Raw genomic sequence first — 15,779 nt, 5'->3', positions numbered from 1 at the left:
GCCCGATGCCGCTGTTCACCTTGCCCTGCCAACGCCTGACGCTCGCCGTGCTCGATCCGGAGCAGGCGGGTCTGGAACACGATTTCTACCGACGCAACCAGCGGCACCTCGCCCCGTGGTCGCCGATCCGCACCGACGACTACTTCTCCACCGAACAGATCCGCCGGCGCCTTGAGGTGCAGGGCAGCGCTTTCGAGGCCGGGCTGGCGGTGCATTTGGCGCTGCTGACGCCGGACGGCGGACAGATGATCGGCGCGTGCAATTTCAGCGGGATCATCCGCGGCGCGTTCCAGGCCTGCTTCCTGGGCTATCACATCGATGAGGCCCATCAGGGCCAGGGTTTGATGCATGAAGCGCTGGAGGCCGGCATCGCCTACATGTTCGAGGGCCAGAACCTGCACCGGATCATGGCCAACTACATTCCCGGCAACGAGCGCAGTGCGCGGTTGCTGGAGCGCCTGGGGTTCGAGCGTGAGGGCTACGCCAAGGCGTACCTGAACATCGCCGGACGCTGGCAGGACCATGTGCTGACGGCGCGGGTGAACGAGCGGTTCGAGGCGGAAGAGCAGCGTTGGTCGCGACGTCTTTCCTGACGTTCACAATTTGTTAAGCATTGGCCGGGTAAGCTCGGGTTTCCTGCTCAACTCCGGTTGCCTGAATCCATGTCGCGTGCCGCCTCGTCCCTGTTCCTGCTTGCCGCCCTGCTGTTCTTCTTCGCGTTGGGCAACCATCAACTGCAAGGCTCCACCGAGGCCCGGGTCGCCGGGATCGCCATGGAGATGCACCTGGACAACGACTGGGTGACGCCGCGCCTGTTCGGCGAGCCGTTCCTGGAGAAACCGCCCCTGAGCCTGTGGCTGGACGCCGGCGCCCTGCGCGTGTTCGGCGTGTCACCGTGGGCGGTGCGGCTGGCGTCGGCGTTTGCCGGGCTGTTCAGCGTGATGGTGCTGTACACGATGCTGCGCCGTCTCGGGCGGCCACGGGCCATCGCCTGGACGGCGGGGATTCTGCTGGCGACCATGGCCAGTTACTGGAGCAACGTGCGCGGCGTCGGAGAAGACGCGTTGCTGGCGCTCGGCGTGACCACCGCGCTGCTGGCGTTTTTCCAGGGCCTGCGTTCGCCGACGGCGGGCAACGGCCTGTTGTTCGCCGCCGGGATCGCCGTCGCCACCCTGAGCAAAGGCGTGCTGGGCCTGGCCATGCCGGGGGTGGTGATCTTCGCGTACCTTTTGGCGGACAACCTGATGGACCGGCGCCTGAAGCTCGGCGCCTGGCTGCGTCCGGGCCTGCTGACGGCGTTGGGGCTGGTGCCGCTGCTGATCTGGCTGGCGGTGCTGTACCAGCGCGGCGGCGCGCAGGCCGTGGGCGAAGTGCTGCTGACCAACAGCGTCGGGCGCTTCAGCGGCTCCTTCGTGGAGGCCGGCCACTACGAACCGTTCTACTACTACCTGGCCAAACTGCCGGAAGCGTTCCTGCCGTGGAACATTCTGGTGTACCTGGGGCTGTGGCACTTTCGCAAAAGCCTGCGGGCCAACCGTTACCTGTTGTTTTTCAGCCTGTGGATCATTGCCCAGTTCATCATGCTGACCCTGGCCTCCAGCAAACGCACGGTGTACCTGATGTCGATGACCCCGGCCGCCGCTGTGATCGCAGCGGAGTACGCGGCGGTGCTGTTCGAACGGCTGAAGGGCCGCGAACACGGCTTCACCGGCTGGCTCGCTCGGCACCGCCGGGCCTTGGCATCCGGCCTGCTGGCGCTGGTGATCGCCAGTTACCTGGGCGCAGCGCAGTGGGCGATGCCCCGGGCCGACCGCCAGTTGTCGTTCCTGCCGCTGACCGAGCAGATCCAGTCGATGCAGGCCAACGGCCAACAGGTGGCGCTGTTCCAGGCCAACGAGCGGCTGGGTGGCGCCAGCGTGTTCTACACCCAGAGCATCCTCAAGGGCCTGGACACCCCCGCCCAACTGGACGCCTACCTGCGCGCCTCGCCGGCCCACGTGGCGGTGATGTCCGGCGACAGCGAGCCCGCCGCGCCGCTCAAAGTGCTCAAGACCATGATGGTCGGGCGCCAGGCCTATTATTTCGTCGGCTACTGAGGGATTCACGCCCATGAAAAAACCGCCAGTGACGGCGGTTTTTTCATGCACGACGCAGAAGGGTCAGGCAGTGCCGGCCTGGGCGGCGAACACCGGCCGCCGGCGCTCTTGCAGCACCGGCAATGCCAGCCGGGCCTGGCCGTAGAAGGCCAGCGCCGTCAGCAGGCAGGTCAGCCAGACGAAGATCCCGGCCCAGAACGTGTGGGACATGTAGTGCCAGCCTTGCAGCACCCGCGTGGTGCCGTAGACCAGGCCGAGCAGCAGCGATCCGTACAGCACGGCGCTGGAGAAACGCCACTGGTGGCGGCGCGCCACAAAGTACAGCGCCAGCATGGTGAACCCGCCCGACGCGTGGCCGCCCGGCCAGCACCGGCCGTCGCCGGCCTCGCGGAACAGCTGGAAATTGCTGAACCAGTCGACGTGCGCCATCTTGCCGCCGTACAGCGTGGTTTCGATCGGGCAATACACGCTGGTGTGGGCCTTGAGGAAATGGATCACGCCGGTGCACAGCGCGAACGCCACGACGACGAACAGCCAGTCGCGCCGATGCTCAGCGGCGAAGCGCAGAACCGGCGCCACCTGGCTGCGCTCCAGGAACGCACCCAGGCGCGGGCGCCGGTCGGTGCCCAACAATGGCCAGACGAACGACAGCATCAACGCGATCAACGCCCCTTCGGCCGTCCAGTTCGGAATGATTCGCGCCCATTTGTGGGTGAACTGTTCGAACAGGTGGTTCTGCTCGATGGGGAACAACTGGCTCACCGGGTCGAACAGCAGGTTGCTGAAGGCGACATCGAGGTGGGTCATGTCGAACACCGCAAACACCAGCGCCGCGCAGGCCAGGGGAATGCCGAAGTTGAACAGGTAGTAGCGGCTGGGCGTCATGGAGTGTCCTGAGGTGAGGGAGGCAGTCATTGGGCGGTCACCGAGCGCCAGTCCGAGGCTTCGATGAGGCCGAGCATTTTCGGCGCCGATGGGTTGGCGGCGGAGATGAACAGGGAGGCGCCGTAGCCGGGCGTCGAGGCGGAGACCTTCAGATCCTTTTCCAGCTGCGCCATGCATTCGCTGTGGGTCACCAGGATCAGGTTGCGCCCCGGCACCTTGTGCGCGAGGGCGTCCTGCAGCATCCGGCCCTTGCAGTTGATCAGCCAGTCCTCGCCGGTCGCCGCCCGGTTGAACATGTAGCCGGCGGTCTGCACGGTGCGCAGCATCGGGCTGTTGTAGATGTCGGCGTGGGCCAGGCCCAGGCGCTCGAACTGCGCGCCGACGCCCACGGCGACGCTGCGCGAGCGGTCGGTGATGCCATCGTTGCCGATCAGGCAAGGCGCCTTGGAGTGGTCGCAGCGCTCGACATGGCGCACCAGCACGATCATGTCGCCCTTGGCCCACCCCGCCGCCAGCGCCTTTGCGCCGGCCACGTTGCCGTGGGCCAGGTCCGGCACCGCCGCAGGCGCCAGCAGCCACAGGGTCAAGGGAACCGCCAGCAGCGTGGCCGCCAGGATCACCCAGGCATTGCGGTAGCGGGCCAGGCCGCCCAGCGACAGCGAGCGTTTGACCCCGAACAGACTCAGTCTCAATTCCACAGCAGGCCGCCTCACCGGCATACAGCACGCGACATTCAAAGCGGCGAGGTTAAGGACAGCGGCGTGGGCGACCGGTGAAACGCGTGTGAAAAAAACCTTGGGAGGACGTGCGGACGCGCCGGAAAGCTTTGTTACAGATTCCGTCCGACAAAATCCTTTCAGCTCTCGGGATTGCGGCCGATACAGTCCTGCTAACACCCTTGCTGGCTCAAAAGAACAACAATCTTCCAGCCCAACCGACGATCAAGCAGCACAACGTTTCTGGAGGAATTGTGATGAATAGCTGGTTCGGCAACATCAGCGTGAACCTCAAACTGGGGCTGGGCTTCGGCCTTGTCCTGGCACTGACCTGCATCCTGGCGCTGACCGGCTGGACCAGCCTGGGCGGCCTGATTGACCGCAGCAACTGGATGAGCGACATCACCCAGCTCAACGCCGGCCTGACCAAGCTGCGCGTGGTGCGCCTGCAATACATGCTGACCAACGGCGACGAGACCGCCGCGCAGAACGTGCAGACCACCCTCGACGGCTTCGCCGCTCAGCAGCAGGCGCTGATCAGCAAGTTCAAAAGCCCGGAAAACGTCAAACTGCTCAAGGAGCAGGCGCAGACCATCGCCGAGTACCAGACGTCGCTGAACAAGATGCGCAACGCCTACCGCACCGGCAACAGCGCACGCGACACCATGTCCGCCAACGCCGAGACCGCCTACACCCAGCTTGAGACCATCAGCGACTTCGTCCGCCAACTGCCGATGAGCGAGCAGCGCTTCGAGCAGTTCCAGGCCATCACCGAAGCCAAGGAAGCGTTCATCCTGGCGCGCTACGAAGTGCGCGGCTATACCGCCACCACCAACGCTGACACCGAACAGAAAGCCGTCGCCCAGCTGAATGTCGCGATCGCCAGCCTCAAGCAGCTGAACGCGCACTTCGCCAGCTCCCACCAGAGCGCCCTGCGCCAGCTGGAAGACGCGCTGGTCAGCTACCGCAGCGCCTTGCAGGCCTACAAGGCCGCCAACACCGACGCCGTGCAGGCGCGCAAGGAAATGACCGACCAGGGCGCCACCATCGTGACCCTGAGCGAGCAGCTGTACCAGATCCAGCTTGACCGCCGCGACGTGGAAAGCGCCCAGGCCCGCACCCTGCAACTGATCAGCACCCTGCTGGCGCTGCTGGTGGGCGTGATCGCCGCCGTGATCATCACCCGTCAGATCACCCGTCCGCTGCAGGAAACCCTGACCGTGGTCGAGCGCATCGCCAGCGGCGACCTGACCCAGAACGTCAAGGTCACCCGCCGCGATGAACTCGGCGTGCTGCAGCAAGGCATCGCCCGCATGGGCGTGACCCTGCGCGACCTGATCAGCGGCATCCGCGACGGCGTCACCCAGATCGCCAGCGCCGCCGAAGAGCTGTCGGCCGTCACCGAGCAGACCAGCGCCGGGGTCAACAGCCAGAAGGTCGAGACCGATCAGGTCGCCACCGCCATGCATGAAATGACCGCCACCGTGCAGGAAGTCGCGCGCAACGCCGAAGAGGCCTCCCAGGCCGCTGCGGCCGCCGACGGCGAAGCCCGCGACGGCGACAAGGTGGTCAACGAAGCCATCGCCCAGATCGAGCGTCTGGCCAGCGAAGTGGTGCGCTCCACCGAAGCCATGACCGTGCTGCAGCAGGAAAGCGACAAGATCGGCAGCGTCATGGACGTGATCAAGGCCGTGGCCGAACAGACCAACCTGCTGGCCCTCAACGCCGCCATCGAAGCGGCCCGAGCCGGTGAGGCGGGCCGTGGCTTCGCCGTGGTCGCCGACGAAGTCCGCGGCCTGGCCCAGCGCACGCAGAAGTCCACCGAGGAAATCGAAGGACTGGTGGCGGGCCTGCAGAATGGCACCCAGCAAGTGGCCGCCGTGATGAACAACAGCCGCGCCCTGACCGACAGCAGCGTGGCCCTGACCCGCAAGGCCGGCGACTCCCTGGAGAACATCACCCGCACGGTGTCGAACATCCAGTCGATGAACCAGCAGATCGCCGCCGCCGCCGAGCAGCAGAGCGCCGTGGCCGAAGAGATCAGCCGCAGCATCATCAACGTGCGCGACGTGTCCGAACAGACCGCCGCCGCAAGCGACGAGACCGCCGCGTCCAGCGTCGAACTGGCCCGCCTGGGCGGTCAGCTGCAGCAGATGGTGAGTCACTTCCGCGTCTGACACCCGTCAGCGGGCAAGCCTGCTCCCGCAGGGACGCAACGAACCTGCGGGAGCAACTGTCTTGATCTTTTCCTGGGGCGCCTTCTCTGGCGCCATCGCCAGCAGGCTGGCTCCCACAGAGGATTGGGGTGGATGCAGAATCTGCGCCCACCGCAAAGCCATGTGGGAACGGCGATGCGACTTGCCCGCGAAAGCGGTCAGAAGGGTTGCCGAAAACGTTCGGCCGTTACCGCAGACGCTCTGCTACGCCAGCGAACGCCTCAAACACAAATCGCATTGGTGAACACCAACCGGTTCCCGAACGGATCGGTCACGGTCATGTCCTGGCTGCCCCACGGCATGGCCTGGATGTCCGGGCGGGCGAATTTGTAGGCCTTGGCGATCAGTTGCTGCTGAAACGCCTCCAGTTCGTCGGTCTCGATGCGCAGGGCCGAGCCCGGCGTGGCGTCGCCGTGGTGTTCGGACAGGTGCAGCACGCAATCACCCCGGGAGATTTGCAGGTACAGCGGGAAGCCTTCTTCGAAGCGGTGCTGCCAATCGATCGTGAAGCCGAGGAAACCGACGTAGAACTCGATCGCCTTGGCCTCATCGAAAATCCGCAGGATCGGAGTGGTTTTGCCGAAGCTCATGGGTTGCTCCCTGACTGATTGGCCCCAATTGTAGACGGGCTGGATGTCAGCGCTTCGGCCTGCGCCCGGCATTCTTTAATTGCAATGTGCCACTACTGTGACGCACTGCTCGGAATCCTCAGCGAAATCCCTCCCGCAGGTCGCCCCGGCGCGCCAGAAACCGTCCTTCCCGGCACCCTGTAGCTTGCCCGTCGCGGTAGCTCAAAGCGCCGTTGACCCACACGCCGTCGATCCCCTGCGCCGGCCGTTGCGGGTCGTTGAAGTCCGCCACGTCGCGCACGGTGGCCGGATCGAACAGCACCAGATCCGCCCAATGCCCTTCGCGGATTTCCCCGCGTTCCGCCAGGCCGAAGCGCTTGGCCGACAGCCCGGTCATCTTGTGCACGGCGGTGTGCAGCGGAAACAGCCCGACATCGCGGCTGAAATGCCCCAGCACCCGAGGGAACGCGCCCCACAGGCGAGGATGCGGGAACGGGTCTTCCGGCAGGCCGTCGGAGCCGACCATCGTCAGCGGATGCGCGAGGATCCGCCGCACGTCGTTCTCGTCCATGCCGTAATACACCGCGCCCGCCGGTTGCAGGCGCCGCGCCGCCTCCAGCAGCGGCACCTGCCATTCGGCGGCGATGTCGGCCAGGTCGCGGCCGCCCATCTGCGGGTGGGGCGTGGACCAGGTGACGGTGATGCGGTGGGCGTCGGTGACCTGCTTGAGATCCAGGGTCGAGGAACTGGCCGCGTAGGGATAGCAGTCGCAGCCCACCGGATGGTTTTTCGCCGCCGCCTCCAACGAGGCCAACAGTTGCGGGCTGCGCCCCCAGTTGCCGACGCCGGCGCACTTGAGGTGGGAGACGATCACCGGCGATTGCGCGTGGCGGCCGATGCGGAACGCTTCGTCCATGGCCTCCAGCACCGGTTCGAATTCGCTGCGCAGGTGGGTGGTGTACACCGCGCCGAAGGCGTTCAGCTCTTCGGTCAGTTGCATCACTTCCTCGGTGGACGCCGAGAACGCGCTCGCATAGGCCAGGCCTGTGGATAACCCCAAGGCCCCTGCTTCGAGGCTTTCGCGCAACTGCTCGCGCATGGCGGCGATCTCTTCGGCGCTGGCGGTGCGGAACAGGTCATCGAGGTGATTGCTGCGCAGCGCCGTATGCCCGACCAGCGCCGCCACGTTCAGCGTCGTGTTCGCCGATTCGACCGCGGCGCGGTAATCGCGAAAGCGCGGATAGACGAACGCCGCCGCACTGCCCAGCAGGTTCATCGGATCCGGCGGATCGCCCCGCAGGCTGACCGGTGCGGCGCTGATCCCGCAGTTGCCGACGATCACCGTGGTCACGCCCTGGCTGAGCTTGGGCAGCATCTGCGGCTGGCGGATCACCACGGTGTCGTCGTGGGTGTGCACGTCGATGAACCCCGGTGCCAGCACCCGACCGGCCGCGTCGATCTCATCGCCGGCGCGGGCGTCCGGCAGGTCGCCGATGCGCTCGATGCGGCCGGCTCGGATCGCCACGTCGGCGGTGTAGCCGGGGGCATTGCTGCCGTCGATGACGTGGGCGTTGCGGATCAGTGTGTCGTAGCGCATGGGGTCTCCGGCATCAGGCCAGCGTCAGTCCCTTCCCTTGATCAGATGATGATCGAATCCCTGCTCGATCAGGTAGCGCCAGGCCACCTGGACATCTTCCGGGATTTCCTGCCCGACCTGAAAGCCCAGCGACGGATAAACCTTGATCCGGTGCACATCCCCGACCATTTCGTCGATCAGCCCCAGCACGCCGATCAAGTGACTGACCCCGTCGGGAAAGCCGAACGCCGGCGCATCCACCCACGCGTCGAGCTCCGGCCACTGCACGGGCAAGGTCAACGCCACGCGCCGGATCGAGTTGGGTTTGGTCAGGAAGGTCGCCCGGCGCACGTCCGGAAACAGCGCCTTGGCGAAGGCGATGTTCTCGGCGAAATTGGTGGCGTGTCGCTCCAGGGTGAACCGCTCCGCCGGCACCCCCAGCATAAGGGCCCGTTGCGCAAAGACTTCGGCTTCGGGACGTTCCCACAAATGCTTCGTCCAGTTGCCGGTGTTGCCGGTGAACAGCAGGTGCGGGGCGACGCCGCGCTTGAGCAGCTCGCAGGCGTAGTCGCAGACCCGCAGATCATAGGAGCCGCAGACCACGATCAGCTCGCAGGACTCGTGCCCGCGCCCCGACCCGAGAAAGTCCCACAGGACGTTGGCGTGCTTGAGGGTCGGCGTCATGAGAGGACCGCCTCCCGGGCACCGAGGACCAGACCGCCGTCGACGTAGCCATGGGCCGATTCCGCCGCCAGCGAGACCGGCAGCCGGGTGAAGTCGGCGTACGCGCACGCGGCGCCGTGCCCGGTCAGAGTCGGGTCGTCGCCGATGCCGATGCACAGCGCGCCGCTGCCGGTGGCCGACTGCACGCCGCTGACGGAGTCTTCGAAGACCAGGCATTCATCGCTTCGGCAACCCAGCCGCGCCGCCGCCAGGTGATAGGGATCGGGCGCGGGCTTGCCGTGGCGCACATCGTCACGGCAGATGATGGTGTCGAAGGCCGAGGCCAGGTCATGTTGCTGCAGGACATGCTCGACCCGCGCCCGCCAACTGCTGGTCACCAGGGCCATGGGCACGCGGCCCCTGAGCCGGCCGATCAGTTCGGCGACGCCCGGCACCAGCGAGCACGCGGAACGTTCCTCGATGGCGTCGACTTCCTGCTTGATCGCCGCCCGCTTACGCTCGTCGAAGCGGCCGAACAGGGCCTGCAAGGTGTAGCCACCGGGGCGGCCGTGAATGTGCTCGTCGATGAACGCCTGGTCGACGGCGATTGCGTACTGGCGCGCCACGGTCGTCCAGGCGAGTTCGATGACCTCGCGGGACTGGATCAGCACGCCGTCCATGTCAAAGCAGACGGCTGTAAACGTTCTTGGTGTCATCCGTTGAACTTCGCATTTTCTGGTGGGCGATGAAGGCCAGCGCCGTGCCGGCCAGGGCGAACAGGGCCATGACGCGATAGGACCACTGCGGCAGCGTCTCGTACAGGTAGCCGGCGAACGGCGTGGCCAGCCCCATGGGCAACGCGACAGCCAGCGAATAGTAGACGCCTTGGGTGAAGACCTGGATGTCCTGCGGCGCGTGATCACGGATCAGGCGCATGATCGCCGAATGGTAGGCGGCGAAGCTCAGGGCGTGCAGGCATTGCCCCAGCACGATCAGCGCCAGCGCGTCGCTGTCGGAGAAGAACGCCCAGCGCACGGCGGCGCAGACGCTGGAGACCATCACCACCGGCAGCGCCGGCCAGTGCGCCAGGACCTTGTTGGAGAACGCGAAGTAGGTGATTTCCGCCAGCACCGCCAACGCCCAGAACGCGCCGATCCAGCTCGCGGAATACCCCTTCACGCCCCAGCCGATCGAGGCGGTGGAAAAGTACAGGGTGTGGCTCAATTGAATGCAGCTGGCCGCCGCAATCGCGATCAGCAGCGGCTTGTGGGCGAACAGCGCTGTCCAGTCCGGACGCTTGGGGGGGCGCCCGGCCGGCGCCGGCGGCGTGCGCGGCACCCGATGCTTGAGCCACAGGCAGGCCACCCCGGTGAAGGCCATGCTCGCCGCGATCACCAGCGGCACCCAGGACTGGCCTTGGTGCGCGAACAGCAGGCCGCCGAGGGTCGACGTCAGGATGAACGCCGACGACCCCACCGCCCGCACCCAGCCGTAGTTCTGCAACGCCTGCTTGTCGCGCTTGAGCAGGTAGGACTCGGACAGCGGCAGCACCACCATCCACAGGCCGCCGAACAGGATGCTCAGGCACACGAATCCCCACAGGTGCGCCGGCATGAAATGGAACAGCAGCGTGCACAGCGCCGCCGAGAAACCGAGCGCGGCGGCCAGGCGCAGTTGATCCACGCGCCAATCGGCCACGTAGGTGATCAGCACGCCGGTCACCACCTGCGGCCAGTACACCGCCGCGATCAGCAGGCCGATCTGGCTGGCGCTGAAGCCCAGCGAGTCCAGCCAAGTCGGCCAGAACGGATAGATGATCCCTTCCGCCGCAAAGAAACCGAAAAAGATCAGATACATTCGTCATCCATAGGACTTGCCTCCGGTCAGGGCTCCGGCGGAGCCCTGCTGTCGGTCTTGCGTCTATTCGAAACGGTGCTGGGTGAAAGGGTTCTTGCCCTTGCGCCAGACGATCAGCGATTCGCTCATCACCACCAGGTCCACCATCCCCTCCTTCAACGCATCCAGGGCATCCCGGGACGTGCAGACGATGGGTTCCTCATGGCGGTTGAACGAGGTGTTGATCAACGCGGCCTGGCCGGTCTTTTCGTGCCAGGCGGTCAGCAGGCGATGCATGAACGGATCAGCCTGCGGACGGATGACCTGCGGCCGGGCGGTGCCGTCGATGTGCACCACCGCCGGGCTCGCCTCGCGAAACGTCGGGTGGCAATCGTAGGTCATGGTCATGGTGTCCGCCGCCACCTGGCTTTCCTCCCAGCCGACGTAGCAGGCCGCCGCCTGTTCGATGGCGGTGACCGGGCCGAACGGCATGAACTCGGTGCGGTGCATGCGTTTGTTCAGCCAGTCGTTCACCTCGGCATCCTGGGCGTGGTAGACAATGCTGCGGTTGCACAGCGAACGCGGGCCGAACTCCATCTTGCCCTTGAACATGCCCAGCACCTGGTTTTCCTGCAACGCCTCGGTGAGCACCTCGATGAGGTTCGACGGCGTGTGGTAGCCGAGCTCGGGGTAGTCGCGGTGGATCAGGTTGATGTTCTGCGACACGCTGCGCGAATCCGGCCCGAGCATCATCGACGGGGCCTTGAAGCGGGTGCCGTTCTCCAGGTACGCCGCGCCGACCGCCGCCGCCAGGGCCAGGCCGCCGTCGCCCATGCACGGCAGCACGTAGACGTCCTTCACGCCGGGGATCTCGCGCAGGCGCTGGTTGAGCTTCACGTTGCCGAACACGCCGCCGGCCAGGCACAGGGCGGCGCTGCCCCGTTGCGCCAGGTGATGGCTGACGGTCGCCACCAGCAGGTCTTCGGTGTGGCGCTGGGCGGCCGCCGCGATGTCCTCGGGGGTCTCATCGGCCAGCAGGGCCTGCAGGCTGTCGGCGTAGTGGTCGTAGGACGGCAGGAACAGGTCGCCGCACACCGCCTTGATGCGCCCGTCTTCGAACCGGATCATCTGCTGCATCACGCCCAGCAGCTTCTGCGGATCGCCGAATGCGGCAAGGCCAGTGATCTTGCCCTCGTGCCGGTTGGGCTTGTAACCCAGCAGGCGGGTGATGCGCCCGTAGAAATAGCCCAGGCTGTCGATGCTGGTCTCGCGCTGCAGCACGGTGGTTTCGTTGGGGCCGTACCAGCTCACGGTGAGGGACTGGAAGTCGCCGCGCCCGTCGCAGGTCAGGGTCAGCGCCTCGTCGAACGGCGAGCAGACATAGGCACCCAGGGCATGGCATTCATGGTGGTCAATGAAGTAGGCCTTGCCGGCCAGGCCGTTGTCTGCGATGAACCGGTCGAACTCGGCGCGCTTTTCCTTATCGTTGCGGATCTCGTCGGTGACGCGCTTGCGGAACTGTGCAAGGCCCTCGGGATTGTTCCGCGCCTCCTCGACGATGCGGTCGAAGTACAGCTCCATGTGCTTGTCGGCGTTGAAGCCGGCGTTCCATCCGTACGCCACATGGTCGAGATCCTCCAGCGAGACCCCGGCCTGGCTCAGCACGAATTCGATGGACTGGGCGGGCCAGACCTTGTGGTCCTTGATCCGGGTGAAGCGTTCTTCGCTGACCGCAGACAGAATCTGACCGTCGCGCACCAGGCAAGCGCCCGACAGATCGTTGTTGGTGATCCCTAGAATGAGCATGACTGTTCCCTGTTATTGCCGACTTCATGGATGAGCGCGCCCGTGCGCCAGGCATCTGTTGCCCGGGCCCATGGCGGATTCCGGCCGTCAGTGGCCGTGGGTCGTTAACAAGTGAGGCGGCGAAGCGGTTACGTTCGCCGGGACATGCCTTTAGGGGAGGGCATCATGAGTGCGCATGGTCATCGCCAATTCCTTTTGTAGAAAAAACTCCACGGGAGGTAACCCACTCACACGGCCTCATGCCTGACATCAAGTGGGTGCCGAACCTGCAGTATCGAATCTGCGTGTCCGGGAATCAGCCTAGCCGCAATTGTGCGGAGCGCCCGCAAAACGCGACCTAAAATTTAAATGCAGCCCGAAGTCTTTTGTTTCCAAAGGTTTGCGCGATTCAAGACACACAAAAACGTGTAGGAGCGAGCCTGCTCGCGATTGCGGTCTGTCATTCGACATTGGCATCGACTGACACTACGTAATCGCGAGCAGGCTCGCTCCTACAGGTCTGTTTTGTGTGCGCAAGCGTGATCAGCCCTTGAAGTCCGCATTGGCGTAGGTCGCCAGCTTGCCCTGGATGAAATCCAGGAAGCACTGGATCCGCAGCGCCAGCTGCGAGTTGCGGTAGTACACGGCGTTGATCGGCTGCCGGTATCCGCTGTTGAATTGCGCCAGCACCACCTTGAGGCGCCCGGAGCGGATGTCGTCGATGGTCATGAAGTGCGAGAGGCAAGCGATGCCCTGCCCTTCCAACGCCAGGTGACGCACGGTCTCGCCGCTGGAGGCGCCGATGGCCGGGGTGACCGGCCATCGGTCGCCGTGCACGTGGCGCAGCGGCCACTGGTTGAGGCCTTCGTTCTGGGTGAAGCCGAGCAAGACGTGCCGGCTCAGGTCGGCCACTTCGGCGGGGGTGCCGTGGGCGGCCAGGTATGCCGGGCTGGCGACGATCAGCAGCGGGCTGCAGCCGAGCGACCGGGCGTGCAGTGTCGAGTCGGCCAGGGTGCCGATGCGGATGGCGATGTCGGTGCTTTGCTCCAGCAGGTCGATGATCAGGTCGTTGCTGTTGAGCTCCAGCAGGATGTCCGGGTAGAGACGGCGGAACTCGTCGACGTACGGCACCACCGCGTGCAGCATGAACGGCGAGGCGGCGTTGATCCGCAGCCGTCCGGACGGGGTCTGGTGGCGGGAAATGAGCCGCTCTTCCAGCTCGTCCATCTGGTCGAGGATGCGCTTGGCCTGCGCGAAGAAGTACTTGCCCTCTTCGGTCAGGTCCATACGCCGGGTGGTGCGGTTGATCAGCGTCGTTTCGAGCTTGGCCTCCAGCCGCGACAGGGTGCGGCTGACCGCCGACGGCGTCTGGCCGACCTGCTCGGCGGCGGCGGAGATCGAACCGCACTCGATCACACAGACGAAAATCTGCAACTCATCGGATCTGGCTTTCACGGGTGTCCTCGAATCGGCAGGCCTGCACCTCAGGCTCAGGCCTGCGATAGTAGCCGAGCCTCAAGCCTTGAGGCCAAACACCTCTTTCAGGTGCTGCTCGTAGCGCACCACGTCGGCCTCGATGTTCGGGCGCTTCATCACGTCCACGCACAGGAACGTCGGCAGGCCGGTCATGCCCAGGAACTGGTTGGCCTTGTGGAACGGGAAGTAGACGGCGTCCACGCCCTTGGCCTCGAAGAAGTCGGTCGGATCCTCGAAGGCCTGCTGCGGCGCGTTCCAGGTCAGCGACAGCATGTACTGCTTGCCGTGGATCAGGCCGCCGCTGCCGTACTTCTGCGAGGCGTCGGAACGGGTGCGGCCGTCGCTGGCGTAGAGGCTGCCGTGGCCGGCGGTGAACACTTCGTCGACGTACTTCTTCACCGTCCACGGCGCGCCCATCCACCAGCCCGGCATCTGATAGATGATCACGTCGGCCCAGAGGAACTTGGCCACCTCTTCGGCCACGTCGTAGCCCTCGTCGATGAAGGTGGTCTTGACGTCGAGACCGCCGCGGTCGAGCACGGCGAGCGCCGCCTCGTGCAGGGTGGCGTTGTAGCGGCCGTCGGAGTGGGCGAATTTTTTGCCGCCGTTGAGCAACAGTACTTTTTTCATGGGTCAGCCTCGAATGGATTCCAATGCCCGGCGCACTCGCCGGATGGAGAAGGGAAGTGAAGGAATGGCGGCAGGTTAACGGTCCGCCCCGCGCGGAATAAGCAGCGGTTGCGCAAATGACATTTGAATGAAAATCACGAATCACCCAACGATTCGTGCCGTAGCATTGGCCGCCACTTCAACTTGAGGAACCGAACGATGAGCGAACGCCAAGGCTTCATCCTGCACGCCAAGACCCGCCCGGAAAAAGCCGAGGCCTTCGAGGCGTTCTTCCGCGCCCACGTCGAGCCGAGCCGCGCCGAACCGGGCTGCATCGAGTACCACATGCTGCGCGACAAGCACGATCCGACCCTGTTCATCTTCTACGAGATCTGGGAATCCCAGGCGCACCTGGACGTGCACTCGAACCTGCCGCACATGCAGCAGTTCCTGGCGCAGCGCATGGAATACCTGGAGCGCGATTTCGACATCCGCCCGATCGAGATGCTCAGCGCCTCGTCGGCTAGCCGCTGACCAGCAGATGGGCGCCGAGCGCGCCCAGACCGATGAAGAACACCCGCTTGAACAAGGTGGCGCTGATCCGTCGGCGCAGCCATTGGCCGAACCCCATGCCGAGCATCGCCGGCACCAGCGCCAGCCAAGAGGCGCCGAATTCCGCACCGCCCAGGGCGCCGCGCCACAGCAGGCCGCCGGCCAGGGCCAGGGTCGACACGGTGAAGGACAGGCCCAGCGCCTGCACCAGCTCATCACGGCTCAAGCCCAACGCTTGCAGGTAAGGCACCGCCGGGATCACGAACACGCCGGTGGCCGAGGTGATGACCCCAGTCACGGCGCCGCACACCGGACCAAGCCAGGGCTCATACCGACGATTGACCCGCAAGGCCGGCAGCCACAACCCGTACAGCGCATACAGCAGCAACGCCGCGCCGAGCCCGCGCACGACCCAATGCCCGCCCGCCATGCCGAGCCACAGGGTGCCGACGCCGGTGCCGAGGAAAATCGACAGCAGCATCGGCCACAGGCGCTTCACAAGCCCAGGCAAGTGGCCGCCGAAGGCCAGTTGCCAGAGGTTGGTCAGGGTCGCCGGGACGATCAGCAGCGCCGCTGCCTGCGCCGGCGCCATAGCCAGACCCAGCAGCCCCATGGCGACCGTGGGCAGGCCGAGGCCGATCACGCCCTTGACCGAGCCGGCGAGGAAGAAAGTGGCGATAACCAGCAAAGACAGGACAATGCCGAGGTTCTGGTAGAAATCGAGGTAGGCGTTCATGGCGCCACTGTGCGCCTGGCCGGACGTTTTGGAAATCTGCCATATACTGAGGCAGCCTATTGCA

Annotated in this window: 15 protein-coding genes and 1 pseudogene; 5 read left to right on the top strand and 11 right to left on the bottom strand. The window is 65.4% G+C overall.

Annotated elements, in window-relative coordinates; translation table 11 throughout:
- Nucleotides 1-5 precede the first annotated feature (5 nt).
- On the top strand, nt 6-593 hold the full coding sequence (locus tag CAG41_RS11395; protein WP_085707014.1) for a GNAT family N-acetyltransferase: 588 nt from the start codon (nt 6-8) through the stop codon (nt 591-593).
- 69 nt (nt 594-662) lie between these two features.
- Entirely contained in the window at nt 663-2,096 is a 1,434-nt protein-coding gene (locus CAG41_RS11390) for a glycosyltransferase family 39 protein (RefSeq protein WP_085707013.1), read from the top strand.
- A 63-nt stretch (nt 2,097-2,159) separates the two neighbouring features.
- On the opposite strand, the gene CAG41_RS11385 is transcribed toward CAG41_RS11390, so the two are convergent.
- Together CAG41_RS11385 and CAG41_RS11380 are read right to left on the bottom strand one after the other, a co-directional pair.
- Entirely contained in the window at nt 2,160-2,981 is an 822-nt protein-coding gene (locus CAG41_RS11385; protein ID WP_085707012.1) for a phosphatase PAP2 family protein, read from the bottom strand.
- A gap of 26 nt (nt 2,982-3,007) precedes the next feature.
- The gene (locus CAG41_RS11380; protein ID WP_085578369.1) at nt 3,008-3,679 is read right to left on the bottom strand and encodes a histidine phosphatase family protein; all 672 of its coding nucleotides are present in this window, start codon (nt 3,677-3,679) and stop codon (nt 3,008-3,010) included.
- 338 nt (nt 3,680-4,017) lie between these two features.
- Here CAG41_RS11380 and CAG41_RS29145 point away from each other — a divergent pair.
- Together CAG41_RS29145 and CAG41_RS29140 are read left to right on the top strand one after the other, a co-directional pair.
- Nucleotides 4,018-4,968, top strand: a pseudogene (locus tag CAG41_RS29145) (methyl-accepting chemotaxis protein); the annotation flags it as partial.
- Nucleotides 4,969-5,010: 42 nt separating this feature from the next.
- Entirely contained in the window at nt 5,011-5,874 is an 864-nt protein-coding gene (locus tag CAG41_RS29140; RefSeq protein WP_371856092.1) for a methyl-accepting chemotaxis protein, read from the top strand.
- Between the two features lie 260 nt (nt 5,875-6,134).
- On the opposite strand, the gene CAG41_RS11370 is transcribed toward CAG41_RS29140, so the two are convergent.
- The 8 genes from CAG41_RS11370 to CAG41_RS11335 form a co-directional block, all read right to left on the bottom strand.
- The gene (locus tag CAG41_RS11370; RefSeq protein WP_085578365.1) at nt 6,135-6,503 is read right to left on the bottom strand and encodes a glyoxalase superfamily protein; all 369 of its coding nucleotides are present in this window, start codon (nt 6,501-6,503) and stop codon (nt 6,135-6,137) included.
- A 118-nt stretch (nt 6,504-6,621) separates the two neighbouring features.
- Complete coding sequence (locus CAG41_RS11365; protein ID WP_085707011.1) at nt 6,622-8,079, bottom strand: amidohydrolase family protein; 1,458 nt, start codon at nt 8,077-8,079, stop codon at nt 6,622-6,624.
- A 24-nt stretch (nt 8,080-8,103) separates the two neighbouring features.
- Nucleotides 8,104-8,742: a YdcF family protein gene (locus CAG41_RS11360; RefSeq protein WP_085707010.1), complete on the bottom strand. Its 639-nt coding sequence runs from the start codon at nt 8,740-8,742 to the stop codon at nt 8,104-8,106.
- Complete coding sequence (locus tag CAG41_RS11355; protein ID WP_256575506.1) at nt 8,739-9,401, bottom strand: HAD family phosphatase; 663 nt, start codon at nt 9,399-9,401, stop codon at nt 8,739-8,741. Before CAG41_RS11355 ends, CAG41_RS11360 begins: the two co-directional genes overlap by 4 nt.
- Before the next feature lies 1 nt (nt 9,402).
- Nucleotides 9,403-10,578, bottom strand: a complete 1,176-nt coding sequence (locus CAG41_RS11350) for an MFS transporter (RefSeq protein WP_085707009.1) — start codon at nt 10,576-10,578, stop codon at nt 9,403-9,405.
- Between the two features lie 63 nt (nt 10,579-10,641).
- Entirely contained in the window at nt 10,642-12,363 is a 1,722-nt protein-coding gene (locus CAG41_RS11345) for a carbamoyltransferase C-terminal domain-containing protein (RefSeq protein WP_085707008.1), read from the bottom strand.
- Between the two features lie 522 nt (nt 12,364-12,885).
- Entirely contained in the window at nt 12,886-13,797 is a 912-nt protein-coding gene (locus CAG41_RS11340) for a LysR family transcriptional regulator (protein ID WP_085633624.1), read from the bottom strand.
- A gap of 60 nt (nt 13,798-13,857) precedes the next feature.
- Entirely contained in the window at nt 13,858-14,448 is a 591-nt protein-coding gene (locus CAG41_RS11335) for an NAD(P)H-dependent oxidoreductase (RefSeq protein WP_085578351.1), read from the bottom strand.
- Between the two features lie 198 nt (nt 14,449-14,646).
- Between CAG41_RS11335 and CAG41_RS11330 the strand changes: the two genes are divergently transcribed.
- Entirely contained in the window at nt 14,647-14,961 is a 315-nt protein-coding gene (locus tag CAG41_RS11330) for a putative quinol monooxygenase (RefSeq protein ID WP_085578349.1), read from the top strand.
- Here the strand turns inward: CAG41_RS11330 and CAG41_RS11325 are convergent.
- Entirely contained in the window at nt 14,951-15,715 is a 765-nt protein-coding gene (locus tag CAG41_RS11325; RefSeq protein ID WP_085633626.1) for a sulfite exporter TauE/SafE family protein, read from the bottom strand. The genes CAG41_RS11330 and CAG41_RS11325 overlap by 11 nt on opposite strands.
- Between the last annotated feature and the right edge of the window lie 64 nt (nt 15,716-15,779).

The sequence above is a fragment of the Pseudomonas sp. B35(2017) genome (genome assembly GCF_002113645.1).
GTDB lineage: Bacteria > Pseudomonadota > Gammaproteobacteria > Pseudomonadales > Pseudomonadaceae > Aquipseudomonas > Aquipseudomonas ekonensis.
Note: the sequence above shows the minus strand (reverse complement) of the source record. Positions and strands in the feature narration are given on the sequence as shown.

Bases quoted from the DNA above. Each gene is read 5' to 3' on its own strand.
- CAG41_RS11395 (WP_085707014.1), top strand. From the start codon at position 6: ATGCCGCTGTTCACCTTGCCCTGCCAACGCCTGACGCTCGCCGTGCTC.
- CAG41_RS11390 (WP_085707013.1), top strand. From the start codon at position 663: ATGTCGCGTGCCGCCTCGTCCCTGTTCCTGCTTGCCGCCCTGCTGTTC.
- CAG41_RS11385 (WP_085707012.1), bottom strand. From the start codon at position 2,981: ATGACGCCCAGCCGCTACTACCTGTTCAACTTCGGCATTCCCCTGGCC.
- CAG41_RS29140 (WP_371856092.1), top strand. From the start codon at position 5,011: ATGGGCGTGACCCTGCGCGACCTGATCAGCGGCATCCGCGACGGCGTC.
- CAG41_RS11370 (WP_085578365.1), bottom strand. From the start codon at position 6,503: ATGAGCTTCGGCAAAACCACTCCGATCCTGCGGATTTTCGATGAGGCC.
- CAG41_RS11365 (WP_085707011.1), bottom strand. From the start codon at position 8,079: ATGCGCTACGACACACTGATCCGCAACGCCCACGTCATCGACGGCAGC.
- CAG41_RS11360 (WP_085707010.1), bottom strand. From the start codon at position 8,742: ATGACGCCGACCCTCAAGCACGCCAACGTCCTGTGGGACTTTCTCGGG.
- CAG41_RS11355 (WP_256575506.1), bottom strand. From the start codon at position 9,401: ATGGACGGCGTGCTGATCCAGTCCCGCGAGGTCATCGAACTCGCCTGG.
- CAG41_RS11350 (WP_085707009.1), bottom strand. From the start codon at position 10,578: ATGTATCTGATCTTTTTCGGTTTCTTTGCGGCGGAAGGGATCATCTAT.
- CAG41_RS11345 (WP_085707008.1), bottom strand. From the start codon at position 12,363: ATGCTCATTCTAGGGATCACCAACAACGATCTGTCGGGCGCTTGCCTG.
- CAG41_RS11335 (WP_085578351.1), bottom strand. From the start codon at position 14,448: ATGAAAAAAGTACTGTTGCTCAACGGCGGCAAAAAATTCGCCCACTCC.
- CAG41_RS11330 (WP_085578349.1), top strand. From the start codon at position 14,647: ATGAGCGAACGCCAAGGCTTCATCCTGCACGCCAAGACCCGCCCGGAA.
- CAG41_RS11325 (WP_085633626.1), bottom strand. From the start codon at position 15,715: ATGAACGCCTACCTCGATTTCTACCAGAACCTCGGCATTGTCCTGTCT.